The 23,205-nt window shown below is 70.0% G+C and carries 23 protein-coding genes; 4 read left to right on the top strand and 19 right to left on the bottom strand.

The features are described from left to right. Positions 1 to 134: 134 nt before the first annotated feature. From DEJ31_RS01100 to DEJ31_RS01085, 4 genes are read right to left on the bottom strand one after another with little or no spacing between them, the layout of a single operon-like run. Complete coding sequence (locus tag DEJ31_RS01100; protein WP_258366063.1) at positions 135 to 1,730, bottom strand: stealth conserved region 3 domain-containing protein; 1,596 nt, start codon at positions 1,728 to 1,730, stop codon at positions 135 to 137. Between the two features lie 26 nt (positions 1,731 to 1,756). Further along, entirely contained in the window at positions 1,757 to 2,233 is a 477-nt protein-coding gene (locus tag DEJ31_RS01095) for a DUF6804 family protein (RefSeq protein ID WP_181421454.1), read from the bottom strand. Next, positions 2,230 to 2,856 carry a GDSL-type esterase/lipase family protein gene (locus tag DEJ31_RS01090; protein ID WP_110902302.1) on the bottom strand — a complete coding sequence of 209 codons (627 nt, stop codon included), beginning with the start codon at positions 2,854 to 2,856 and terminating at the stop codon, positions 2,230 to 2,232. Before DEJ31_RS01090 ends, DEJ31_RS01095 begins: the two co-directional genes overlap by 4 nt. Next, a complete protein-coding gene (locus tag DEJ31_RS01085) occupies positions 2,853 to 4,385 on the bottom strand; it encodes an SDR family oxidoreductase (RefSeq protein WP_111121020.1) in 1,533 nt (510 codons plus the stop codon). The genes DEJ31_RS01090 and DEJ31_RS01085 overlap by 4 nt, the downstream gene beginning before the upstream one ends. 42 nt (positions 4,386 to 4,427) lie before the next feature. Here DEJ31_RS01085 and deoC point away from each other — a divergent pair, with 42 nt between their 5' ends. The 3 genes from deoC (at position 4,428) to DEJ31_RS01070 (ending at position 6,876) form a co-directional block, all read left to right on the top strand. Then, a complete protein-coding gene (deoC, locus tag DEJ31_RS01080) occupies positions 4,428 to 5,174 on the top strand; it encodes a deoxyribose-phosphate aldolase (RefSeq protein ID WP_258366062.1) in 747 nt (248 codons plus the stop codon). 101 nt (positions 5,175 to 5,275) lie between these two features. After that, entirely contained in the window at positions 5,276 to 6,235 is a 960-nt protein-coding gene (locus tag DEJ31_RS01075) for an ROK family protein (RefSeq protein WP_110902304.1), read from the top strand. Positions 6,236 to 6,309: 74 nt separating this feature from the next. Next, complete coding sequence (locus DEJ31_RS01070; protein ID WP_181421455.1) at positions 6,310 to 6,876, top strand: type IV toxin-antitoxin system AbiEi family antitoxin; 567 nt, start codon at positions 6,310 to 6,312, stop codon at positions 6,874 to 6,876. A gap of 34 nt (positions 6,877 to 6,910) precedes the next feature. On the opposite strand, the gene DEJ31_RS01065 is transcribed toward DEJ31_RS01070, so the two are convergent. From DEJ31_RS01065 to DEJ31_RS00995, 15 genes are all read right to left on the bottom strand, one after another. Continuing rightward, on the bottom strand, positions 6,911 to 9,301 hold the full coding sequence (locus DEJ31_RS01065) for a bifunctional (p)ppGpp synthetase/guanosine-3',5'-bis(diphosphate) 3'-pyrophosphohydrolase (protein ID WP_258366061.1): 2,391 nt from the start codon (positions 9,299 to 9,301) through the stop codon (positions 6,911 to 6,913). A 45-nt stretch (positions 9,302 to 9,346) separates the two neighbouring features. Beyond that, the gene (locus DEJ31_RS01060) at positions 9,347 to 9,706 is read right to left on the bottom strand and encodes a rhodanese-like domain-containing protein (RefSeq protein ID WP_111121019.1); all 360 of its coding nucleotides are present in this window, start codon (positions 9,704 to 9,706) and stop codon (positions 9,347 to 9,349) included. Next, on the bottom strand, positions 9,706 to 10,704 hold the full coding sequence (secF, locus tag DEJ31_RS01055; protein WP_110902307.1) for a protein translocase subunit SecF: 999 nt from the start codon (positions 10,702 to 10,704) through the stop codon (positions 9,706 to 9,708). The genes DEJ31_RS01060 and secF overlap by 1 nt, the downstream gene beginning before the upstream one ends. Continuing rightward, positions 10,704 to 12,461 (bottom strand): protein translocase subunit SecD, encoded by a 1,758-nt coding sequence (gene secD / locus DEJ31_RS01050; RefSeq protein ID WP_110902308.1) that lies wholly within the window; start codon positions 12,459 to 12,461, stop codon positions 10,704 to 10,706. The genes secF and secD overlap by 1 nt, the downstream gene beginning before the upstream one ends. 91 nt (positions 12,462 to 12,552) lie before the next feature. Continuing rightward, positions 12,553 to 12,942: a preprotein translocase subunit YajC gene (gene yajC / locus DEJ31_RS01045; protein ID WP_110902309.1), complete on the bottom strand. Its 390-nt coding sequence runs from the start codon at positions 12,940 to 12,942 to the stop codon at positions 12,553 to 12,555. 66 nt (positions 12,943 to 13,008) lie between these two features. After that, positions 13,009 to 14,046, bottom strand: coding sequence for a Holliday junction branch migration DNA helicase RuvB (gene ruvB, locus DEJ31_RS01040; RefSeq protein ID WP_111121018.1), 1,038 nt, complete (start codon positions 14,044 to 14,046; stop codon positions 13,009 to 13,011). Next, a complete protein-coding gene (gene ruvA / locus DEJ31_RS01035; protein WP_111121017.1) occupies positions 14,043 to 14,663 on the bottom strand; it encodes a Holliday junction branch migration protein RuvA in 621 nt (206 codons plus the stop codon). The genes ruvB and ruvA overlap by 4 nt, the downstream gene beginning before the upstream one ends. After that, entirely contained in the window at positions 14,660 to 15,229 is a 570-nt protein-coding gene (locus tag DEJ31_RS01030) for a crossover junction endodeoxyribonuclease RuvC (protein WP_375537603.1), read from the bottom strand. Before DEJ31_RS01030 ends, ruvA begins: the two co-directional genes overlap by 4 nt. An 83-nt stretch (positions 15,230 to 15,312) precedes the next feature. After that, the gene (locus DEJ31_RS01025) at positions 15,313 to 16,077 is read right to left on the bottom strand and encodes a YebC/PmpR family DNA-binding transcriptional regulator (protein WP_110902313.1); all 765 of its coding nucleotides are present in this window, start codon (positions 16,075 to 16,077) and stop codon (positions 15,313 to 15,315) included. Positions 16,078 to 16,162: 85 nt separating this feature from the next. Beyond that, entirely contained in the window at positions 16,163 to 16,762 is a 600-nt protein-coding gene (gene pdxT / locus DEJ31_RS01020; protein WP_111121015.1) for a pyridoxal 5'-phosphate synthase glutaminase subunit PdxT, read from the bottom strand. Next, positions 16,752 to 17,669 carry a pyridoxal 5'-phosphate synthase lyase subunit PdxS gene (pdxS, locus tag DEJ31_RS01015; RefSeq protein ID WP_110902315.1) on the bottom strand — a complete coding sequence of 306 codons (918 nt, stop codon included), beginning with the start codon at positions 17,667 to 17,669 and terminating at the stop codon, positions 16,752 to 16,754. The genes pdxT and pdxS overlap by 11 nt, the downstream gene beginning before the upstream one ends. 29 nt (positions 17,670 to 17,698) lie before the next feature. After that, complete coding sequence (locus DEJ31_RS01010; RefSeq protein WP_110902316.1) at positions 17,699 to 18,280, bottom strand: HIT domain-containing protein; 582 nt, start codon at positions 18,278 to 18,280, stop codon at positions 17,699 to 17,701. After that, on the bottom strand, positions 18,280 to 20,268 hold the full coding sequence (thrS, locus tag DEJ31_RS01005) for a threonine--tRNA ligase (protein ID WP_111121171.1): 1,989 nt from the start codon (positions 20,266 to 20,268) through the stop codon (positions 18,280 to 18,282). The genes DEJ31_RS01010 and thrS overlap by 1 nt, the downstream gene beginning before the upstream one ends. Before the next feature lie 95 nt (positions 20,269 to 20,363). After that, on the bottom strand, positions 20,364 to 20,906 hold the full coding sequence (locus DEJ31_RS01000) for an adenine phosphoribosyltransferase (protein ID WP_111121014.1): 543 nt from the start codon (positions 20,904 to 20,906) through the stop codon (positions 20,364 to 20,366). Between the two features lie 133 nt (positions 20,907 to 21,039). Further along, positions 21,040 to 21,285 (bottom strand): hypothetical protein, encoded by a 246-nt coding sequence (locus DEJ31_RS00995; protein ID WP_111121013.1) that lies wholly within the window; start codon positions 21,283 to 21,285, stop codon positions 21,040 to 21,042. 878 nt (positions 21,286 to 22,163) lie between these two features. Between DEJ31_RS00995 and DEJ31_RS00990 the strand changes: the two genes are divergently transcribed. Further along, the gene (locus DEJ31_RS00990; RefSeq protein WP_111121012.1) at positions 22,164 to 23,177 is read left to right on the top strand and encodes a glycoside hydrolase family 6 protein; all 1,014 of its coding nucleotides are present in this window, start codon (positions 22,164 to 22,166) and stop codon (positions 23,175 to 23,177) included. Positions 23,178 to 23,205: the final 28 nt, after the last annotated feature.

Here is a 23,205-nt window from a genome sequence, read left to right as displayed (position 1 = left end):
GAGCACGACTCAGGAGATGGCTGGGGTCCGGCGCCGTGCTCGCAGGCTCGCCCGGAGCGACGCTCCGGGGATGGCTGGGGTCCGGCCGTGCTCGCAGGCTCGCCCGGAGCGACCGGGAAGGCCGCTGGCGCGTCCTAAGCGCCCGGTCGCTCCCACGGGGCCGGGAAGGGGAAGTAGCGCTCGAGGAAGTCGGTGACCCGCTCGGTACGCTCCTCGTCGCTCACCTCCGGGAAGCTGCCGTCGTTCAGGCAGAACATGTCGACGTTCCGCTTCTTCAACAGCTCGTCGAGCTCCCGGAGCCCCGCTTCCATCGTCGTGTCGATGTACCCGACGGTCGCGTTCTCCTGGATGATCGCCCGTCCCGTGAGCAGCGCGTAGTAATGGTAGAGCGAGTTCGTCACGGAGATGTTGTCCGCCGCACGGAACCGGGAGCCGGCGGTCGCGGCGAACTCCGCCGCGAACTCGTGCTCCATCTCGGTCATGATGCTCTTCCGCAGCGGCGTGGCGGCATGCTCCAGGTGTCGCGTGGTGACCGCGCCGAACCGCTGCTGCAGGAGCTTCCGGTTCACCCGTGCCGAGTTCTCGAACCCGCTGCGTGCCGGGTTGTTCGTCCCGAGCCCGATCCGGGTGGTCGCGAGGATGAACTTCGTCACCGATCCCGGGCTGAAGAACATCGACGGGTCGACCTGGCGCCCGAAGAACATGTCGTCGTTCGAGTAGATGAAGTGCTCGCTGAGCCCCGGGATGTGGTGCAGCTGCGCCTCGACGGCCTGCGAGTTGTGGGTCGGCAGGACCGAGGGGTCGGCGAAGAACTCCTCGCTGCGGACGATGCGCACCTTCGGGTGGTCAGCCAGCCACTCGGGAGCCGGAGAGTCGGTCGCGATGTAGATTCGCCGGATCCAGGGCGCGAAGATGTGGACCGACCGGAGCGCGTACTTCAGTTCGTTGATCTGCCGGAAGCGGGCAGGGGCGTCGTCGCCCTCCCCCAGGACGGCGTTCGCCTGCGCGGCCTGACGGGCGCGCTGGTACTCGATCGCGTTGCCGTCCACCCACGAGAAGACGATGTCGATGGGGAACCGGATGTCGGAGACGTGGTCGTCGAACATGTGCTCGACGGTCGACCAGCCGCGTCCGTAGCGCTCGATGTCGACGAGGACGAACTCCTCGATCGGCAGGCTGCGTCGCATCAGGGCGTTCTCGACGGGTGCCAGGACCTCGGTCTCGGTGACACGCCAGAACTCGAGCTGCACGCTCGTCTCGGCGCCGTACCGCAGGCGGCCCATCGGCTCGAGGCGCGGACGGAACAGGCGGAGGACGGGCTCGTCGGCCGCTCCGAAGCCGTCGTCGACGACGAGCAGGGCGGCCTTGCCCGGCGGCTTCGCGTAGAACGGCTCGCCGGCGGCGGCGTCCATCACGGCGCTCTCGGCCCGCTGGCGGTCGCGCTCGTCGACGGCGATGACCGGACGCTGGTCGTTCCCGCGGATGAGCAGGTGGTCGACGTCGCCGGCGGTGAGGGCGTCGTCGAGGAACAGCAGGTCCTCGATCATCGACTGCTGGGGCGTGAGGTGCCCGTTGATGAGAGTGAGGCGTCCCTTGCGGAGGACGACGTCAGGACGGTCGAGACCGCCGGAGGACGGTCGAGGGGTCAGCAGAGGACTCTCGGTCACCGGCTCGGTCTCGTTGCTCATCCATGCCTTCCAGGTCACGCCGCCGTACTCGATGCACAGCATGTGCGATCTTACCGGGAGGCGCGGCGTCAGTCCGCCGAGCGCGGGACCTTGACCGCGATCCCGACGACGATGAAGAGCGCCGCCGCCACGAGCTGCAGCGCCGCCCACAGCTGCCCCGCGATCGGGAGCACCACGACGGGGTTCCAGCAGACGGCGACGGCGGCCGTGAGGACTGCCGCCCACCAGACGCGTCCGCGGATCGCGAACACCAGGACGATGAGTGCCAGCACCGTGACGCCCCATCGCGCGAACACGAACGCCGAGGAGTCGAGGAACGCCACGCAGGCCAGGAGCACCACGGCCGCGAGGAGCGACGGTGCGAGGGCCGGCCGGGTGAAGTCCGGCAGGGTCCGTCCGTCGCGGTCCGACCCGCTCCTGCGAGTGGCGCCGGGAGACGGGCGAGCAGCCCTGGACTGCGACGACGCCTGCCGCGACGACGCCTTCGGAGACGAGGTCGCCTGCTGCGAGGACCCGATCGCCGGCCGTCCCTTCCGTCCCGTCATCGGTCCTGGGCGTCGCGCAGGTCCGCCAGCGAGATCGGCCGGGACATCGGCGGCAACTCACGGACACGCTCGAGCGCCGGAACGAGCTCGGCGACGTAGGCGCGATACCCGTCCTCGTCGAGGTGCAACCCGTCGTCGGTGAACCGCTCGTCGAGGTGGTCCCCGTCGGCCAGGGCAGGCCAGACGTCGAGGTACTGGGCGTGGCAGGTGGCGACGAACTGGCGGAGGTGCCGGTTCGCCTGCTCGATCTTCTGCGTGTACTCGGCCTGCCGCGGAAGGATCGACACCAGCAGCAGTCGGACGCCCGGCAGCGCACGACGGAGGCTCACCAGGGCGGACTCGACGTTCCGCACGACGTGCTCGGCGCTGGCACGGTGGTGGCCGAAGTCGTTCGTGCCGATCAGGAGGACGATGACCTCGGGTGCGGCCTGCACGACCTCGTCCAGGCGTGCCAGGACGCCATCGGTGGTGTCGCCGTCGACGCCGAGGTTGATCGTCCGTTCGTCCGGCAGCCACTGCTCCCATGCGCCGCCCGCGGTGATGCTGTCACCCAGGAACAGGACACCGCCGCCGTCCGAGCGGTCGCCGCCCGTGCTGCCGCCGTCCGTGCCGTCGTCACTCATGCCGCCTCCTCGTGCGCTGGCTGCGCGTCGTCATTCTGGTACGTGGAGTTGCGCTGCGTCGAGTCCGTGCGGTGCGCCTCCCGTTCGGCCCGGGCGGTGATCCGCTCGACCATGCCGGGGAAGATCACCCCGTGGAACGGCAGGATGCCGTACCAGTAGAGCCGCCCGGCAAGGCCCTGGGGGAAGTAGATCGCTCGCTGGTGGTAGTCGCTGCCGCCGTCGTCCGACGGGGTGACGGTCATCTCGAGCCAGGCGCGGCCCGGCGACTTGAACTCGGCCCGGAGGCGCAGGTACCGACCGCGTACCAGCCGCTCGACGCGCCACCAGTCCAGCGCGTCACCCTGCTCGAGACGCTTCGGGTCGCGACGGCCGCGGTTCAGGCCGACGCCACCGGCGATCTTGTCGAGCCAACCGCGCGCGACCCAGGCGAGCGGGAAGGAGTACCACCCGTTCTCGCCCCCGATCGACTCGACGACGCTCCACACGGCCTCCGGCGGGGCGGACGAGTGCCGCTTGCGGTCGTCGACGTAGACGGTGTGGCCTGCCCAGTCCGGGTCGCTCGGCAGCGGATCGGCCGACCCGCTCGAGAGCGTCGCGTTCCGCCAGCTCGTCTCGACGTCGCCCTTGCGCATCTTCGCCAGCGCGAGCCGGACCGCTCGGCGGTACGAGGTGAGTCCGCCCTCCGGCGGCGGGATGACGTCGTCGATGTCGTGTTCGCGCTGGACGCACTCGAACTGCAGCGACTCGATGATCGGGGTCGCGAGCTTCCGCGGGATCGGCGTCACGACGTTGAACCAGTGCGCCGCCAGTCGCGGGGTGAGGACCGGGAGGACCGTGATCGGCCGCTGCGGCAGCTTCGCCTCGACCGCGTAGCCGTTGAGCATCTGCCCGTACCGGAGCACGTCCGGCCCGCCGATGTCGAACGTGCGGTTGACGTCGGCGGGGATCGTGAGTGCTTCGACCAGGTAGTAGAGGACGTCGCGAACGGCGATGGGCTGGATGTGGTTCCGCACCCAGCGCGGCGCGGGCATCCACGGCAGGACGTCCGTCAGGTGACGGATCATCTCGAACGACGTGCTGCCTGAACCGATGACGACGCCGGCCTGCAGCGCGACGGTCGGCACACCGGAGCCGAGGAGGATCTCCCCGACCTCTTTCCGGCTGCGCAGGTGCTTGCTGAGGTCGCCGTCCGGGTGCAGACCGCCGAGGTACACGAACCGCTGCACTCCGGCCTCGTGACCGACACGGGCCATGGTCTGGGCGGCGTCGCGCTCGGCCTGCTCGAAGTCGCCGTCCGCTCCCATGGCGTGGGCGAGGTAGTAGACCGCCTCGATCCCGTCGACGGCGCCGGCGACGGCGTCGGCGTCCTGCAGGTCCCCCTCGGCGACGGTCACCCGGTCCGCCCAGGGGACGTCCTGGAGCTTCAGTGGGTTGCGGACGAGCACCCGGACGTCGTGCCCGGCATCGAGGAGTCTGGGGACCAGTCGACCACCGATGTACCCGGTGGCCCCGGTGACGAGGACGCGCATGCTCCGCACGGTACGCCTCACGCCTGCTTGTAGGCTTGCCGGGTGGACAACGCAGCGCTCCCCGACAACACCGAAGCCGTCACTGCTGATGCCGTGCGTCGACTCATCGACCACGCGGTCCTCAAGCCCGAGCTGAGCCGCTCCGAGGTCGATGCGCAGCTCGACGAGGCCGCCGCGCACCGCGTGTTCAGCGTGTGCGTCCGTCCGGGTGACGTCCTGCACGCCGTCGAGCGCCTGCAGGGCACCGGGGTGGGCGTCGGCACCGTGATCGGCTTCCCGCACGGCACCACCTCGACCGCGGCCAAGGTCGCCGAGTCGCTGCAGGCCCTCGCCGACGGGGCCTTCGAGCTCGACATGGTGCAGGACATCGGCGCCGCGAAGTCCGGTGACTGGCAGCGCGTCGAGCGTGACGTCCGCGCCGTCGTCGATGCCGCCGGGGACACCGTCGTCAAGGTCATCCTCGAGACCGCGTACCTCACCGACGACGAGATCGTCGCCGCCAGCCGTGCCGCCGTCGCCGGTGGTGCCGCGTTCGTCAAGACCTCGACCGGCTTCGCCGGTGGTGGCGCGACCGCCGAGCACATCCGTCTGATGCGCGAGACCGTTGGTCCCGACACCGGTGTGAAGGCCTCCGGCGGCGTCCGCGGCCTCGACACCCTGCTCGAGATGGTCCGGGCCGGCGCGAACCGTATCGGCACCAGCGCCTCCGCTCGCATCCTCGACGAGGTCGCGCACCGCGTCGCCACCGGTGCGGCCTCGGGTCGCGGCGACGACACCTCGTCCTACTGAGCCCCTCTCCCCCGACCGACCTCACCTGGCCGGCCGCGTCCGGACGTGACGACACGTCCCGGACCGCTGCCGGGCCTCCCGACCGCCACACCGGAGTGCGCATGTCCAGCACCACGACCTCGTCCGAGTCCTCGAACCTGGCCCTCGCCGTCGACCTCGGCGGCACGAAGGTCGAGGCCGCGCTGGTCACCGACCAGGGCGTCGTCCTGCCCGCCACCCGGCACCGCAGCCCGACCGGCCCCGGGCGCACGTCCGAGGAGCTGCAGGCCGCGGTCGACGAGGTCGTCGTCGCGGCCCTCGCCAGCCTGCCGGACGACGCGACCCTGGTCGGCGTCGGGATCGGCTCGGCCGGCCCGGTCGACGAGGAGAACGGCCTGGTCTCCCCGCTGAACATGCCGGTCTGGCGCGGCTACCCGCTCCGCGACCGCGTCGCCGCCCACGTGCCGCATGGCGTCCCGGTGACGCTGCGCATGGACGGGCTCGCGATCACGCTCGCCGAGCACTGGGTCGGTGCCGCGCAGGGCTCTGACCACGTGATGGGCATGATCGTCTCCACCGGCGTCGGTGGCGGGCTCATCCTGCACGGTCGGACCGTGAGCGGGCCGACCGGCAACGCCGGCCACATCGGACACGTCGAGTGCGGTGGGTACGAGGACCCCTGCGCCTGCGGTGGCACCGGCTGCCTGGAGGCTGTCGCCAGCGGCCCGAAGACCGTCGCTTGGGCGCGTCGTCAGGGGTTCGCCGGCAGCACCGGCGAAGAGCTCGCGGCCGCCTACGCGGCCGGGGACGAGGTCGCCGTGGCCGCGGTCAAGCGGAGCGGTCGCGCGCTCGGTCAGGCCATCGCGGCCGCGACGAGCCTGGTCGACCTGGAGGTCGTGGCGATCGGTGGCGGTTTCTCACACGTCTCCCCTGACCTGTTCGAGTACGCCCGACAGGCCGTGGCGGAGCGGGTCGAGTTCCCGTTCGTGACGAAGGTGCGGATCGTGCCCACCGGGCTGTCGCAGGACGGCCCGCTCATCGGCGCGGCGGCGCTCGTGCACCGGGCCGACGTCCTGCGCTGACGCCGGTCCCGAGCCGGTCCACCGCTTGTCCACACCCGCGTCCCCGGTGACGCCCGGTACGGGATCATGTGCTCGTGCCCTCCTCCCGCCTCGTCACCACGGACGACTGGCCAGCGGCGGAACTGCACGCCGCCGTCCTCGCCGGTGACCTCGTCGCGGTCGGCGCCTGCTGGGCGTCGGTCGCCGAACCACAGGACGCTGCCCTCCGTGCCGCCTCGTACGGGTGGAGCGTCGGCGATCCGCGGGTCGTCGCCGGCGGCCTGAGCGCCGCGTGGATCTGGGGCGGGTGCTCCCGCCCGCCCGTCCCCCACGACGGCTGCGTCCCCGCCGACGAACGGTTCCGTCGGCGTGGTGCATGGACGACCGTGCGCGAGATCGCTCTGGACGACGACGACGTCACCACGTGCGCCGGGGTGCGGGTGCTCACGCCCGAGGCGACCGCCCTCGACCTGCTCCGGGTCCGACGTCGGTTCGGCATGCGGGACGCCGAAGCCCTCCGCGGACTGGTGGTCGCCGCGAACCTCGACCCGTCGTCCGTCGGACGCTGCCTCGAGCGGGCGGAACGGGCGCCGATGGGACGGCAGGCGCAGCGGCGGTTCCGCGACACCGGGTTCGACCGGACCGATCGGAGCCCGGCCTGACCGGCACTGCCCGGCCTGACCGGCACTGCCCGGGTCAGCCCGCGCTGACCCGGTACACGTCGTACACGGCATCGATGCGACGGACGGCGTTCAACACGCGGTCGAGGTGCGTGGTGTCGCCCATCTCGAACACGAACCGCGACAGTGCCAGGCGATCGGACGACGTCGACACGGTGGCCGACAGGATGTTCACGTGGTGGTCGGTGAGCACCCGGGTGACGTCGCTGAGCAGGCCGGAGCGGTCGAGCGCCTCGATCTGGATCTGCACGAGGAACACCGACTTGGACGACGGGGCCCACTCGACCTCGATCATCCGGTCCGGCTCGTTCATCAGCGACTTGACGTTCGTGCACGACGCCTGGTGCACCGAGACGCCCTGGCCGCGGGTGATGAAGCCCACGATCTGGTCGCCCGGCACAGGAGTACAGCACTTCGCGAGCTTGACGAGGATGTCCGGCGCACCGCGGACGAGCACGCCGCTGTCGCTGTTGCGCAGCTGTCGGCTCGTGACGTGACGCGGGAACGAGAGTTCCGGCTCGTCGGTCTCGGTCTCCGTCTGGATGCTGCCGAGCGCCTTCTCGATGACCGACTGACTGGAGACGTGGCCCTCGCCGACAGCCGCGTAGAGCGCAGCGACGTCGTCGTACCGCATCGCCGACGCCACCTCGGAGATGGTGTCCTGGCTCATGATGCGCTGCAGCGGCAGGTTCTGCTTCCGCATCGCCCGCGCGATCGCGTCACGACCCTGCTCGATCGCCTCTTCGCGACGTTCCTTCGTGAACCACTGCTTGATCTTGTTCCGCGCTCGCGGACTGCGGACGAAGGTCAGCCAGTCCTGGCTCGGCCCGGAGTCGGGGTTCTTCGACGTGAAGATCTCGACGACGTCACCGCTCGACAGCGCGCTCTCGAGGGGCACCAGCCGGCCGTTGACCTTGGCGCCCATCGTGCGGTGCCCGATCTCGGTGTGCACGGCGTAGGCGAAGTCGACCGGGGTGGCCCCGGCGGGCAGGCCGATGACCTTGCCCTGTGGGGTGAAGACGTAGGTCTCCTTCGCACCGATCTCGTACCGCAGCGAGTCGAGGAACTCGGCCGGGTCGCTGGTCTCTGCCTGCCAGTCGGTGATGTGCGCGAGCCACGCCATGTCCTGGTCGGACTGGCTCGAGCTCTCGGCGTCGCGCCCGGTGACGCGCTGCTTGTACTTCCAGTGCGCGGCGACACCGAACTCGGCACGCTGGTGCATCTCGTGCGTACGGATCTGGATCTCGACCGCGCGGCCCTGCGGCCCGAGGACCGTCGTGTGCAGCGACTGGTACAGGTTGAACTTCGGCGTCGCGATGTAGTCCTTGAAGCGACCGGGCAGCGGCGTCCACCGCGCGTGCACCGCACCGAGCATCGCGTAGCAGTCGCGGACTGTTGGGACGAGGACGCGGATGCCGACCAGGTCGTAGATCTCGTCGAACTCGCGCCCCCGCACGATCATCTTCTGGTAGATCGAGTAGTACTGCTTCGGGCGGCCCATGACGTCGCCCCGGATCTTGGCGGCCTTCAGGTCCTTCTTGAGGGTCCCGGTGACGCTCTGCACGAACTGCTCGCGCTTGGGCTGCCGCTCCTTGACCAGGCTGTCGATCTCGACGTAGAGCTTCGGGTGGAGCACGGCGAAGGACAGGTCCTCGAGCTCCAGCTTGATCATCTGGATGCCGAGGCGGTGTGCGAGCGGCGCGTAGATCTCGAGCGTCTCCTTCGCCTTGCGCGACGCGGAGGCGGACTCCACGAAACCCCACGTGCGGGCGTTGTGCAGGCGGTCGGCGAGCTTGATGACGAGTACCCGGATGTCCTTCGACATCGCGATCACCATCTTGCGGACGGTCTCGGCCTGGGCGCTGTCGCCGTACTTGACCTTGTCGAGCTTCGTGACGCCGTCGACGAGCATTGCGATCTCGTCGCCGAAGTCCTCGCGCAACTGGTCCAGCTGGTAGTCGGTGTCCTCCACCGTGTCGTGCAGCAGCGCGGCCGCGATCGTGATCGTGCCGATGCCGAGGTCGGCGAGGATCTGCGCCACGGCCACCGGGTGGGTGATGTACGGCTCGCCCGACTTCCGCTTCTGCCCGTCGTGCGCGCGTTCGGCGACGGAGTACGCGCGCTCGATGAGCGTCGTGTCCGCCTTGGGGTGGTGCGACCGGACGGTGCGGATCAGGGTGTCGACGGCACCCGCGGGCTGTGCGCGGGAGAACAGCCGCGGCAACAGGGAGCGGAGTGAACCGAGGTTCCCCGTCGTGTTCGCACCGAGCGGTGGACTGGACGGCCGCGGTGCCGATCCCGGCCGCGAGCCGTCGCCGGGCCGAGACGCACCGCTGGACTCGGGAGCACCGCCGGACCGGGAGGCTGCGCCGGCATCCGGCTGCGAGGACTCACGCGTGTCGGTCATGCTGCGCCTCCCGGGACTCGATCCGACAACACTACGCGTGTCGTGTCAGTGCTCGTGACCACGTTCGCCGTCAGCGGCGGCGGCCGTGCCGGGCCGGACAACCGGGGCGCCGGACTGCTCCCAGGCGACCATGCCGCCGGACAGGCTGACGGCGGGGACGCCGGCGCGCTCGAGCGCCGCGACCACCTGCGCCGAGCGGTACCCGCTGTGGCACACGACCACGGCGGGGTGCTCGTCGTCGACGGGGACCTCGGCCCAACGGGCCTGCAGCTCCGACATCGGCAACAGCGTCGCCTGCGGTGCATGCACCTCGTCCCACTCGGACTGCTCGCGCACGTCCATCAGCGGTGCGCCGGCCTCCAGGCGCGCGAGCGCCTCGGTGAGGTCGACCTCGGCGGCGGCCATCAGACCTCCGCCCCGGCCTCGACCGGACGCTTCTTCGCGGCCGCCTGCTGCTTCTTCGCGTCGGCCGCGACGATCTTCGGCTCCTTCTCACGGAGGTGCGCGTACATCGGCGAGGCCAGGAAGATCGTGGAGTACGTCCCCACGATGATGCCGATGAACAGCGCGAGCGAGATGTCCCGGAGCGTTCCGGCACCGAGCACGTACGACCCGATGAACAGGATCGCCGCAACGGGCAGGAGCGCGACGATGGAGGTGTTGATGGATCGGACCAGCGTCTGGTTCACGGCCAGGTTGACCGACTGCTTGAACGTGCGGATCGACTCGATGCTCGTGTTCTCGCGCACCTTGTCGAACACCACCACGGTGTCGTACAGCGAGTACCCGAGGATGGTGAGGAAGCCGATCACCGCAGCCGGCGTGACCTCGAGTCCGACGATGCCGTAGACGCCCGCAGTGATGAGGAGGTCGTGGATCAGTGCGGTCATCGCCGCGAGCGACATCTTCCAGGTGCGGAAGTACAGCGCCATGAACACTGCTGCCAGGGCCAGGAAGATCACGAGACCGCGGATCGCCTGTGCCAGGACGTCGGCACCCCACGTCGCACCGATGAAGGTCGCGGCGACCTTGTCGTCCGGCACCCCGTACGCCGAAGCGAGCTCGGAGGCGATCTCGTCGGTCTGGGCGGTCGTCAGCTGACCGGTCTGCACGCGGATGCCGTGCTGGCCGAGCTGCGAGACGCGCGGGATGACGTCCGGGACGACGCGTTCGACCGTCTCGGTCGCGAGGCCCTGGTCCGTCGACTTCGCGTCGGAGATGGTGAACTCGGAGCCGCCGGTGAACTCGATGCCGAGCTGGTACCCGCCGCGCAGCCACGGGATCGCGAGTGAGAGCACGATGCACACGACCGCGATGACGTACCAGGTCTTCCGGCGTCCGACGATGTCGTAGGACCGCTTGCCCGTGTAGAGGTCGCTGCCGAACTGGCTGAAGCTCGCCATCAGCTGTCCTTCCCGTTGCCGGTGCCGTTGCCCGTGCCGTTGTCGGTGCCGGCGGCCTTGCGCTCGGCGATGGTCTGGCGGCGGGCGGCTTCACGCGCACTGCGCTGCCGCTTGCCGTCCACGATCGGGGCCCGGAACTGCGCTCGGCCGCGGTACACCGCACCGAGTGCTGCCGGGTCGAGCCCGCTGAAGCGGTGCCCTTCGCCGAAGAAACGCGTCCGGGCGATGAGCTGCATCATCGGGTGCGTGAAGAGCGCGACCACGACGACGTCGATCAGGGTGGTGAGGAGCAGCGTGAACGCGAATCCCTTCACGTCGCTGACCGCGAGCACGTATAGGGTCACGGCGGCGAGGAAGTTCACCGAGTCGGACGCCAGGATCGTGCGGAGTGCACGCTTCCAACCGGACTCGACCGCGCTCTCGAGGGCTCGGCCGTCACGGAGTTCGTCCCGGATGCGCTCGAAGTACACGATGAACGAGTCCGCCGTGATGCCGATCGCCACGATCAGACCCGCGACTCCCGCCAACGACAGTCGGTAGTCGACGCGCCACGACATGATCGCGATCACCAGGTAGGTGAGCGCTGCGGCGACACCGAGCGACAGGACGGTGACGAACGCCAGGGACCGGTACTGGATGACCGAGTAGATGACCACGAGGATCAGACCGATGAGACCGGCGACGAGGCCACCGACCAGCTGCGCGGTGCCGAGCGTCGAGGAGATGACCTCGTTCGACTGGACCTGGAAGTTGATCGGCAGCGCGCCGTACTTCAGCTGGTCGGCGAGGGTCTTCGACGAGTCGGCGGTGAAGTTGCCGGTGATCTGCGCCTTGCCGTTGGTGATCGCGGAGTTCGTCGTCGGTGCCGTGATGACGGTGCCGTCGAGGACGATCGCGAACTGGTTCTGCGGCTGAGCGAGCTTGACCAGGCGGTTCGTGACCGAGCCGAAGTCCTTCGTGCCGGCCCCGTTGAAGGACAGGTTGACGGCCCACTCGCCGGTCGTCGTGCCCTGCGAGTTCGACGCGAGACCCGACGTGGCGTTGCTGATGTCGGCACCCGACACCTCGACCGGGCCGAGGATGTACTTCGCCGCACCGTCGTTGTCGCACGTGACCAGGGGCTCGTCATCCGGAGCCGACGTGACGTCGTCCGGAGCCGTGCACTTGTAGTTCGTGTAGAGGTCCTGCAGCTTGGGCGTCACCCAGGCCAGGTCACTGCCGTTCGTCGGCTTCGCGCTCGGCGTCGCCTGCAGCGATGCGGGCGGCGAGTACGGCGTCGGCGAGGCGGACGACCCCGAGCCGGAGTCCCCCACGGCGCTGTCCGACGCTGCTTCGGTGTAGAGCACCGGCCGGAAGGTCAGTTTCGCCGCGGCCTCGATGCGCTGGATCGTCTGCTGGTCCGGCTTGCCCGGGATCGAGACGACGATGTTGTTCGCGCCCTGGGTGTTGATCTCGGACTCCGAGACACCGGTGGCGTCGATGCGCTGGCGGATGATGTTCACCGCCTGCTGCAGCTGCTGCGAGGTGACTGCCGAGCCCTCGGTGCTCTGCGCCGCGAGGGTGATCTGCGTGCCACCCTGCAGGTCGAGTGCCAGCTCGGGGAGCCAGCTCGCGCCGGCGTACCACTTGTCGGAGGCGTCCTTGGTGGTGCTCGCTAGGACCGATGCGGCGGTGTTCAACCCCGCGAGGACCGCGATGAGGATCACCAACCAGGTGAGCGAGCGGAGCGCCTTCTTGACGGGTGTCGATCGTGCCACCGGTCGTCTCGTCTTTCTGTCGTGAGCCCCGCACGTCGCAACGCACGGGGCTCATGGTGTCGCACCGCCGGTCAGCCGGCGGCGTCGGAGGTCAGTCTTCGGTCTTGCGCTTCGTGATGTCGACGTCCTCGACACGCTCGCCGTAGATCGGCTCGCCGTTGAGTTCGGTGACGTGGGAGTCCGACTCCGTCTCGGTCGTGACGGTCGTGTCCACGGCCTCCGGGGTCTCTTCCGGGACGACGCGGGACAGCGTCTGGCGGTGCACTGTGATGACGGTGCCGGGTGCGATCTCGACGTCCGCCGTGACCTTCTCGTCATCGACCGACACGAGCGTGCCGTACAGGCCGAAGGACAGCATGACGCGTGCGCCCGGGACCATCTGGCTGGCCGTCTCCGTCTGCTGCTTCTTGCGCTTGCGGCTGCTGTAGAACATGAAGGCCGCGAACGCCACGACGATGATGATGAGGAAGTACTGGTCCATGGGAGCCTTCGGTCGGTCGAGCGGTTTCGGGCGCGAGCAGTCTAGAGCACGCACATGTGCAGTACTTCACGCATCGTCGGCGTCGAAGAGACCGGGCTGGGCGGCCGCCTGGCCGGGTGTCAGACCGAAGTGTCGCCAGGCCTGCGGCGTCGCGATCCGCCCGCGCGGGGTCCGGGTGACCAGACCGATCCGCACGAGGAACGGTTCCACGACCGACTCGATGGTCTCGGACTCCTCGCCCACGGACACCGCGAGCGTGTTCAGGCCGACGGGTCCGCCGTCGAAGCGGGTGAGCATCGTCTCGAGCACCGCGCGGTCCAGCCGGTCGAGGCCGTACTCGTCGACGTCGTAGAGCTCCAGGGCGCCCTGGACGGCAGCCATGCCGTCGCGGGTGCCGTGCACCAGGGCATAGTCCCGGACACGACGAAGCAGGCGGTTCGCGATGCGTGGGGTACCCCGGGAACGCCCGGCGATCTCCCGCAGGGCGTACCGGTCGAAGTCGAGCTCGAGCAGGTGCGCGGCACGGATCAGGACCTGTTCGAGTTCGTCACGCTCGTAGAACTCGAGGTGTGCGGTGAAGCCGAACCGGTCGCGGAGCGGGTTCGGCAGGAGCCCGGCACGGGTGGTCGCCCCGACGAGGGTGAACGGCGCGAGATCGAGCGGGATGCTCGTCGCCCCGGCGCCCTTGCCCACCATCACGTCGATGCGGAAGTCCTCCATCGCCAGGTAGAGCATCTCCTCGGCCGAGCGCGCCATCCGGTGGATCTCGTCGATGAACAGGACGTCACCGGGCATCAGGGACGACAGCACCGCGGCGAGGTCGCCGGCGTGCTGGATCGCCGGCCCGCTCGACATCCGCAGCGGCCGCGCCGACTCGTGCGCGACGATCATCGCGAGCGTGGTCTTGCCGAGTCCGGGAGGCCCGGCCATCAGGATGTGGTCCGGCGTCCGGTCCTGCATCGCCGCGGCCTTGAGCAGCAGGTCGAGCTGCCCGCGGACCTTGCGCTGTCCGACGAACTCGTCGAGCGACTTCGGTCGCAACGCTCCCTCGAACGCCAGCTCCTCCGGCGACTGCGCGTCGGCGGCGGTGATCCCGCCGCTCACCGTCCGGCACCGGTGGGTCGGAGGGTCCCGAGTGCGGCGCGGAGCAGCGCCTGGGTGCCCATCTGCTCGACACCGGGTTCGTTCGCGACGGCGTCGTCGACGGCACTGCGGGCAGCGTCCTCGCGCCAACCCAGACCGACGAGCGCGGTGACGACGTCCTCGGACGCGGGGTGGGCGCTGGCTGCGGCGGCCGCTGTCGTGGCCGTGGGCGCTTCGAAGGCGGCGAGCTTGCCGGCGAGGGCGACGATGATCAGCTTGGCAGTCTTCGGGCCGATGCCGGAGACCTTGCGGAACGCTCCGTCGTCGTCGTTCGCGACGGCGTTCGCGACCTGGGCCGCGGTCATCTGCCCGAGGACGCCGAGTGCCGACTTCGGGCCGACGCCGGAGACACTCCGGAGCAGGTCGAAGACGCGCAGTGCATCGGTCGACTCGAAGCCGAACAGCTCGAAGGCGTCGTCGCGCACGATCAGGGCCGTCCGGACGAAGACCTCGGATCCGTGGCGCATCGTCAGGGCGTGCGCGGGCGTCACCGTGACGGCGTACCCGACTCCCCCGACCTCCACCACGGCGGTCGATCCGGCGACGTCGATGCAGGTGCCCCGGAGACTCGCGATCATGCCCCGAGCCTAGGGCGGGCCGGGGACGTCCTCGCGCCGCCGCTCCGCACGAGGGGCGACGCGGCACTGCGTCCGGCCGCACCGGCCTGCGCGTCCCGCCAGGCCCGCTGTGCCGGGGTGAGCGTCGACGGACCGGAGCTGACGGCGTCGGGCGAGCCGAGCCTCCAGGCATGACAGACGGCCAGGGCGAGCGCGTCCGCGGCGTCGGCGGGCTTCGGCGCCTCGGCGAGCCCGAGGACCCGGGCGACCATCGCCTGGACTTGCCGCTTGTCCGCGTTGCCGTAGCCGGTGATGGCGGCCTTCACCTCGGACGGGGTGTGCAGACCGACCGGCAGCCCGCGCGCGGCGGCCGCGTGCAGGGCCAGGCCCGACGCCTGCGCCGTCCCCATCACGGTGCGGACGTTCGCCTGCGCGAAGACACGCTCGACCGCCACCGCGTCGGGACGGTGTGCGTCGATCTGTTCGGCGATGCCCTCGGCGATCGCGAGCAGTCGCAGTTCCAGCGCCATGTCGGCGGGGGTCCGCACGACCGTCACGTGCACCAGCCGCGCCCGGCGATCCGGCATGACCTCGACCACGCCGACGCCGCAGCGGGTGAGCCCGGGGTCGACCCCGAGGACCCGGAGCGCCGCGCCGGACCTGGCCGTGATCAGTCCTCGTCTTCGTCGAGTTCGGCCTGGACGTCCGCCGGCACGTCGAAGTTGGCGTAGACGTTCTGGACGTCGTCGCTGTCCTCGAGCGCGTCGATGAGCTTGAACACCTTGCGGGCGGTGTCCGCGTCGACCTCGACCTTGAGGTTCGGCACGAACTCGGCGTCCGCGGCGTCGTAGTCGATGCCGGCAGCCTGCAGGGCGGTCCGGGCCTCGACGAGGTCACTCGCCTCGGTGATGACCTCGAAGCCACCGCCCTGGTCGATGACGTCCTCGACGCCGGCGTCGAGGACGGCCGTCATCACGTCGTCCTCGGTCAGGTCGTCGGTCTTGGTGACCGAGATGACACCCTTGCGGTTGAAGTTGTACGCGACGCTGCCCGGGTCGGCCATGGTGCCGCCGTTGCGGCTCATCGCCGTCCGGACCTCGGCCGCGGCACGGTTCTTGTTGTCGGTGAGGCACTCCACCAGGAGCGCGACGCCGTTCGGCCCGTAGCCCTCGTACATGATGGTCGTGTACTCGATCGACTCACCGGTCAGGCCGGCGCCGCGCTTGATGGCGCGGTCGATGTTGTCGTTCGGGACCGAGGTCTTCTTGGCCTTCTGGACCGCGTCCACGAGGGTCGGGTTGCCCGACATGTCGGCCCCGCCCATCTTCGCGGCGACTTCGATGTTCTTGATGAGCTTGGCGAACGACTTCGCACGGCGACCGTCGATGACGGCCTTCTTGTGCTTCGTCGTCGCCCACTTGGAATGCCCGGACACGGTTCTCCTTGCGTCGTGCGGAAAGTCTCCGACAGTTTACCGGCTGGGCCCACACGGCCGGTACCGGCGCGCCACGGAGCCCGCGTCAGGCGCGGCGGACGATGTCGAGGAAGCGACGGTGGAACCGGTCCTCGCCCGCGACCTCGGGGTGGAACGCACTCGCGAGCACGTTGCCCTGCTGCACGGCCACCACCTGGCCGTCGGGCAGCGCACCGATGACGACGACGCCGGACCCGTGCTGCTCGACGACCGGCGCGCGGATGAACACCGCGTGCACCGGGTCGGCACCGAGGTCGGGCATCGGGATGTCGATCTCGAACGAGTCGTTCTGGTTGCCGAACGCGTTGCGTCGCACCGTGGTGTCGAGGACGTCGAGCGTGTGCTGCCCCGCGATGCCGTCGGTGATCCGCGAACTGAGCATGATCATGCCCGCGCACGTGCCGTAGGTCGGGAGTCCGGCACGGATGGCGTCGCTCAGGGGCTCGGCGACGCCGAACGCGCGGGAGAGCTTGTCCATCACGCTCGACTCGCCGCCGGGGATCACGACACCGTCGAGGGCGTCGATCTCCTCCGGGCGGCGGAGCGGGACGACGTCCGCACCGAGCTCGGTGAGCGAGGCGATGTGTTCGCGGAAGTCGCCCTGCAGTGCGAGGACGCCGATCCGGGGGGCGGCCTTACCAGCCACGCTCGGCGAGGCGGTGCGGTGCTGGGACGTCGGCGACGTTGATGCCGACCATCGCCTCACCCAGACCACGGGAGACCTCGGCGATGACCTTGGGGTCGTCGTGGAAGGTGACGGCCTTGACGATCGCGGCGGCACGCTTCGCGGGGTCGCCCGACTTGAAGATGCCGGAGCCGACGAACACGCCGTCCGCGCCGAGCTGCATCATCATCGCGGCGTCCGCGGGGGTGGCGACACCACCGGCGGTGAAGAGCACGACGGGCAGTGCGCCGGTCTGGGCGACTTCCTTCACCACGTCGTACGGCGCCTGCAGTTCCTTGGCGGCGACGTAGAGCTCGTCCTCCTTGAGGTTCCGCAGCGCCGCGATCTCCTTGGAGATGGTGCGGATGTGGCGCGTGGCCTCGGACACGTCACCGGTACCCGCTTCGCCCTTGGAGCGGATCATCGCCGCACCCTCGGTGATGCGACGGAGGGCTTCGCCGAGGTTGGTGGCGCCGCAGACGAAGGGGGTCGTGAAGCCCCACTTGTCGATGTGGTTCACGTAGTCGGCCGGCGAGAGGACCTCGGACTCGTCGATGTAGTCGACACCGAGCTCCTGCAGCACCTGGGCCTCGACGAAGTGCCCGATGCGGGCCTTCGCCATGACCGGGATCGACACGGCGGCGATGATCTCCTCGATCATCGACGGGTCGGACATGCGGGCGACACCACCCTGGGCGCGGATGTCGGCGGGGACGCGCTCGAGGGCCATGACGGCGGTGGCGCCGGCTTCCTCGGCGATGCGTGCCTGGTCGGCGTCGATCACGTCCATGATGACGCCGCCCTTGAGCATCTCCGCGAGACCGCGCTTGACGCGCGAGGACCCGGTGGTCGAAGTGGCGTTGACGGTGCTGGGGGTGCTGTCGCTCATGATCCCCCCATCTTAGTGCGGAGCAGGCGTCAGCGCTGTTCGCCCCAAGCGTCCGCGATGAGCACCCGGGTGTCTCCGAGCATCTGCGACATCGACTTGGTGCGGGCGATGATCGGGAAGAAGTTCGAGTCCGACTCCCACCGCGGGACCAGGTGCTGGTGCAGGTGCGCGGCGACCCCGGCTCCGGCGACCTCGCCCTGGTTCATGCCGATGTTGAAGCCGTCGCAGTGCGAGACCCGCCGGAGGACCCGCATCGCCGTCTGGGTCAGCTCGCCGATCTCCTGCAGCTCCTCCGGCGTCGTCTCGTCGTACAGCGGGACGTGTCGGTACGGGCAGACCAGCAGGTGTCCGTTGTTGTACGGGTACAGGTTCAGCAGGACGTACGCGTGCTCGCCGCGCGCGACGATGAGGGCGTCCTCGTCGGACTTCCGCGGCGCCTCGCAGAACGGGCAGTCGTCACGGTGTCCGCGGCCCTCGCCCGCGCGACCGGCGTCGATGTAGGCCATCCGGTGCGGGTTCCACAGGCGCTGGAAGGCGTCCGGGACCGCCGCCTGGGTGGCGGCGTCCCGGATCACCAGCGGGTCGCCCTCGTCGTCGAGCGGGCCGGTCATCAGACCTGCACGCGGTCGCGGATGGCGGTCGTGATGCGCTCCACCGCTTCGTCCACGGGCACGCCGTTGTCCTGACGGCCGTCCCGGAAGCGGAAGCTCACGGCCCCGGCGTCGCGGTCGTCCCCGCCCGCGATGAGCTGGAACGGCACCTTCGCCTTGGTGTGCGTGCGGATCTTCTTCTGCATGCGGTCGTCGGAGTGGTCGACCTCGGCGCGGACGCCCTTCGCGCGGAGCTTCGTGACGACTTCGTCGAGGTAGTCGCCGTACTCCTCGGCCACCGGGATCGCGACGACCTGGACCGGCGAGAGCCACGCGGGGAACGCGCCGGCGTAGTGCTCGGTGAGGACGCCGAAGAACCGCTCGATGGACCCGAACAGGGCGCGGTGGATCATCACCGGGCGCTGCCGGGTGCCGTCGGCGGCGGCGTACTCGATCCCGAAGCGCTCCGGCAGGTTGAAGTCGAGCTGCACGGTGGACATCTGCCAGGTGCGCCCGATGGCGTCCCGCGCCTGCACGGAGATCTTCGGGCCGTAGAAGGCCGCACCGGCGGGGTCGGCGACGAGTTCGAGCCCGGACTCCTCGGCGACCTCGCGCAGGGTGTTCGTCGCGACCTCCCAGACCTCGTCGTCGCCGACGTACTTCTCGGGGTCCTTGGTCGAGAGCTCGAGGTAGAAGTCGTCGAGACCGTAGTCGCGGAGCAGGGACAGCACGAACTGGAGGGTCGTCGTGAGCTCCTCCTTCATCTTCTCCTGCGTGGTGAAGATGTGCGCGTCGTCCTGGGTCAGCCCGCGGACCCGGGTGAGGCCGTGGATGACGCCGGACTTCTCGTTGCGGTAGACCGTGCCGAACTCGAACATGCGCAGCGGCAGGTCGCGGTACGACCGGGCCTGCGACCGGTACGCCAGGATGTGCATCGGGCAGTTCATCGGCTTGAGGTAGTAGTCCGCGCCCTGGCGGGTGACGTTGCCGTCCTCGTCGCGGGCCTCGTCCATGTGCATGGGCGGGAACATGCCGTCCTTGTACCACCCGAGGTGCCCGGACTGCTCGAACAGGTCGCCCTTGGTGATGTGCGGCGTGTACACGAACGAGTAGCCCTCCTGCTCGTGCCGACGACGCGAGTAGTCCTCCATCTCGCGGCGGATGATGCCGCCCTTCGGGTGGAAGATCGCCAGGCCGGAACCGATCTCGTCCGGGAACGAGAACAGGTCGAGTTCGGCGCCGAGCTTGCGGTGGTCGCGCTTCGCTGCCTCTTCGAGACGCACGAGGTACGCCTTGAGCTGGTCCTTGTCCGGCCACGCGGTGCCGTAGACCCGCTGCAGCTGCGGGTTCTTCTCCGAGCCGCGCCAGTACGCCGCGGCGACGCGCATGAGCTTGGCGGCGTTGCCGATCCAGCGGGTGTGCGGGACGTGCGGGCCACGGCAGAGGTCCTGCCAGACGACGTCGCCGGACTTCGGGTCGACGTTCTCGTAGACGGTGAGTTCACCGGCGCCGACCTCGACGCTCTCACCGGAGTCGCCTTCTGACGCGGCACCCTTCAGGCCGATCAGCTCCTGCTTGTAGGGCTCCCCCGTCATGAGCTCGCGGGCTTCATCGTCGGTGACGACCCGGCGACGGAAGCGCTGGGCCTGCTTGACGATGCGGTCCATGCCCTTCTCGATCGCCTTGAGGTCCTCCGGCGTGAAGGGTTCGGCGACGTCGAAGTCGTAGTAGAAACCGTCGGTGACGGGCGGACCGATGCCGAGCTTGGCGTCCGGGTTGATCTGCTGCACCGCCTGCGCGAGCACGTGCGCGGCCGAGTGGCGCAGGATGTCGAGGCCGTCCTGCTCGTCGAGCGTCACCGGCTCGGCGGTCTCCCCCGCCTGGACGTCGGCGGCGAGGTCCTTGAGCACTCCGTCGACACGGATGGCGACGACTCCGCGGACGCCGTCGAAGAGCTCAGTCCCCGTCGTGGTGGTCGTCGCGGTGCGGGGCTCGGGTGCCTGGGGCACGTCGGCGGGCTCGGCGGATGCTGCGGCGACTGACTCGGTCACGATGGTGGGGCTCCCTCGGTCTGGTGGTACGTCGATGGTAGTGGCGGGCCGGGTCAGGCGGGCACGCGGCCGAGCGTGGTCACGGGCAGGCGCGGCTCGAGGCGCTCCCGGCCGGACAGCCCGTCGAGTTCGAGCAGCGCGGCGAACCCGATCGCCTGGTACCCGGCACGCTCGAGCAGGGTCACGGTCGCGGCCGCGGTGCCGCCGGTGGCCAGGACGTCGTCGACGACGAGCACGCGGGTGCCGGGCTCGAGCTGGCCCGGGCGGAGTTCGATTTCGGCCTCGCCGTACTCGAGCGCGTACTGCTCGCTGAGGACCTCGCCGGGCAGCTTGCCGGCCTTGCGCACGGTGAGCACGCCGACCTGGTGCTGGGCGGCGATGCCGCCGGCCAGGGCGAACCCGCGGGCCTCGATCCCGGCGACGGCTTCGAAACCGGCACCCACCGCGAACGGCGCAGCGAGGGCCTCGCAGACGCGGCCGAAGGCGATCGGGTCGGCGAACACCGGCGTCACGTCGCGGAAGAGCACGCCCGGCTTCGGAAAGTCGGGGACGATCGTGGTGAGGCGCTCGACGAGAGCAGCCGCGGAGTCGGTCATGCACTCAACCGTACGGGGCTGGCAGCGTCCCGCCGTCCGGCGCGCTTGCACGGGTGGCGCCGGACGGGAGGCTCGCCACCGGCTGGTGCCGTGCCTCCCGTCCGGCGCTGGTCGCGACGGCTGCCCACGTCCGTCACCGCCACATGTGCATGGCGGCGCCGAGCATCAGCCACTCGGCTTCTCGGCGCAGGCGGGCCTGTTCTTCGCGGTGCCGGCGGAGCTCGTCGGCCGGGTCGACCTCGTGCGGCTGCCGCCGGGTGCGACGGCTCCACACGATGAGGGCGAGTCCGATCCGGAGGGCGATCCGGTCCGGCAACGACACCCGGTGGGGTCGTCCCGTCGGCGGCCGCACGGGTCGGAGGAGGGTCTTCGATGACATGGTGGATTCCTGTTCGGAGAATGGATTCGAGTGCTCGAGAAAGGGTCGACGAATCGACCGGAGAACACCGTGGCGATGTCCCGGAAGGCGCGACAGTGCGACCTCGCAGAATGTCGTCAGGGCATTCCGGACGCATTGTCGGAAAGAGTGCGACCCGGCCGGGACGGTCGTGCACGAGTGCCGGACCTGCTGCCGAGCCGGAGGCGCGCCACGGCCGGACCAGCACCGCTCGCGGTCCAGCGCACCAGCCGGGCTCCAGCGCGCCGAGGCTCAGGCCCGGTCGGAGTCCCGGCTCAGGCTCAGGCTCAGGGCCCGCCAGGACTCAGCACGGAACGAGACCAGCACGGCGCTGGACTCAGCGCATCCCGCAGGGGCGAGGGAGACCGATCAGCAGGAACCGAGGACGGGACCGGTGGTTCCACGGACTGCACGGTACGGCGTCTGCATGGTGATCATTGTCGGCCCCCTTTCGGCGAGGTCTCTGCGGTACTGCTCTGAATCGGTACTGCTCTGAATCGGTACTGCTCTGAATCGGTACCGATCTGAATCAGTACCGATCTGAATCAGTACCGATCTGAATCAGTACTGCTCTGCATTCATCGGAACACATCCGTTCGGGCGTTCGCGACGAGTGAACACTATCCATGTCCGCGAGTGACGCGCAACCCTTTCCGGAATTCTCGTGCGGAATTGCATGGCGGAACACCTGAGCCGGCTCCGACCCGCCCGCACCACCGGACGAGCACGGCGCTCGCGCCCGGGTCAACCCCTCGTTCTGGAGATCGACCGCCACGCGGAGCACGGGTTCCGATGGTCCACGGTCGGCGGTACGGACGTGCAGGGCGTCCCCCCCCCCCCCCGACCTCGGAGGGGAACCGATGCACACCAGGATCCGAGCACGCGTCGCAGCAGTGCTCATCGCGACGGCCACGATCACCGGGACGGGCGCACTGCACGCCTCGGACGGGGCAGTCGCCGCCGTGCCACCGCTCACGAGCGCCACCATCAGGACCGCGGCCGCGACCGAGGTCTTCGCGGGCGGTCTCGCCGTGCAGCCGGACAGCCAGCCCGCCCTGGCGGCAGCGAAGCTCACCGCCGAGGGGCGGACCACCGAGGCGGCCGCCGCCCGCACGATCGCCACCCGACCGATCGCGACGTGGCTCGGCGAGTGGTACACCGGCGGCCTGCTCGACCGGGTCGTCGCCCGCAACCTGGCCGTCGCCGAGAAGGCCGGGACCACCCCGGTGTTCGTGACCTACGCGGTGCCCAACCGGGACTGCGGCGGCTACTCCGCCGGCGGGCTCGGTGCCGCCGAGTACACGGCGTGGAACCAGCAGATCGCCGCCGACCTCCGCGGGCACCGGGCGGTCGTGCTCGTCGAGCCGGATTCGCTCTCGCACCTCGCGACGTGCACGAGTGAGCGTGACACACGACCCGGGCTGATCGCGTCCGCCGTCCGTGCGTTCACGGCCGCCGGCGTTCCGACCTACCTCGACGGCGGCAACGAGAACTGGAACACGCCGGTACTGCAGGCCTCGTACCTGCGGCAGGCCGGGGTCGCGGACGCACGCGGGTTCTTCACGAACGTGTCGAACTTCTACGGGGTGGACGGGGAGCGGGCCTACGCCGACCGCGTGAGTGCCCTGACGGGTGGGTCGCACTACGTCATCGACACCTCGCGCAATGGCCGCGGGTGGTCCGGGTCGTGGTGCAACCCGCCGGGTGCCGGTCTCGGCCGGGTACCGCACGCGACCGGCGGCACGACGGCACTGGACGCACTGCTCTGGGTCAAGACGCCCGGGGCGAGCGACGGGACGTGCAACGGCGGGCCTGCCGCGGGTTCGTGGTTCGCGGCGTACGCGGTCGACCTGGTCGCCGACGCGCGGCAGTAGTCGACACCGGCCGGGAGGCGCACCCCGC

The sequence above is a fragment of the Curtobacterium sp. MCPF17_031 genome, assembly GCF_003234035.1.
In the GTDB taxonomy this organism is placed as follows: domain Bacteria; phylum Actinomycetota; class Actinomycetes; order Actinomycetales; family Microbacteriaceae; genus Curtobacterium.
Note: the sequence above shows the minus strand (reverse complement) of the source record. Positions and strands in the feature narration are given on the sequence as shown.

Coding starts and splice junctions, on each gene's coding strand:
- DEJ31_RS01100 (WP_258366063.1), bottom strand. CDS start 1,730: ATGCTGTGCATCGAGTACGGCGGCGTGACCTGGAAGGCATGGATGAGC.
- DEJ31_RS01095 (WP_181421454.1), bottom strand. CDS start 2,233: ATGACGGGACGGAAGGGACGGCCGGCGATCGGGTCCTCGCAGCAGGCG.
- DEJ31_RS01090 (WP_110902302.1), bottom strand. CDS start 2,856: ATGAGTGACGACGGCACGGACGGCGGCAGCACGGGCGGCGACCGCTCG.
- DEJ31_RS01085 (WP_111121020.1), bottom strand. CDS start 4,385: ATGCGCGTCCTCGTCACCGGGGCCACCGGGTACATCGGTGGTCGACTG.
- DEJ31_RS01075 (WP_110902304.1), top strand. CDS start 5,276: ATGTCCAGCACCACGACCTCGTCCGAGTCCTCGAACCTGGCCCTCGCC.
- DEJ31_RS01065 (WP_258366061.1), bottom strand. CDS start 9,301: ATGACCGACACGCGTGAGTCCTCGCAGCCGGATGCCGGCGCAGCCTCC.
- DEJ31_RS01060 (WP_111121019.1), bottom strand. CDS start 9,706: ATGGCCGCCGCCGAGGTCGACCTCACCGAGGCGCTCGCGCGCCTGGAG.
- secF (WP_110902307.1), bottom strand. CDS start 10,704: ATGGCGAGCTTCAGCCAGTTCGGCAGCGACCTCTACACGGGCAAGCGG.
- yajC (WP_110902309.1), bottom strand. CDS start 12,942: ATGGACCAGTACTTCCTCATCATCATCGTCGTGGCGTTCGCGGCCTTC.
- ruvA (WP_111121017.1), bottom strand. CDS start 14,663: ATGATCGCGAGTCTCCGGGGCACCTGCATCGACGTCGCCGGATCGACC.
- DEJ31_RS01030 (WP_375537603.1), bottom strand. CDS start 15,229: ATGCCGGATCGCCGGGCGCGGCTGGTGCACGTGACGGTCGTGCGGACC.
- pdxS (WP_110902315.1), bottom strand. CDS start 17,669: ATGAGCGACAGCACCCCCAGCACCGTCAACGCCACTTCGACCACCGGG.
- DEJ31_RS01010 (WP_110902316.1), bottom strand. CDS start 18,280: ATGACCGGCCCGCTCGACGACGAGGGCGACCCGCTGGTGATCCGGGAC.
- DEJ31_RS01000 (WP_111121014.1), bottom strand. CDS start 20,906: ATGACCGACTCCGCGGCTGCTCTCGTCGAGCGCCTCACCACGATCGTC.
- DEJ31_RS00995 (WP_111121013.1), bottom strand. CDS start 21,285: ATGTCATCGAAGACCCTCCTCCGACCCGTGCGGCCGCCGACGGGACGA.
- DEJ31_RS00990 (WP_111121012.1), top strand. CDS start 22,164: ATGCACACCAGGATCCGAGCACGCGTCGCAGCAGTGCTCATCGCGACG.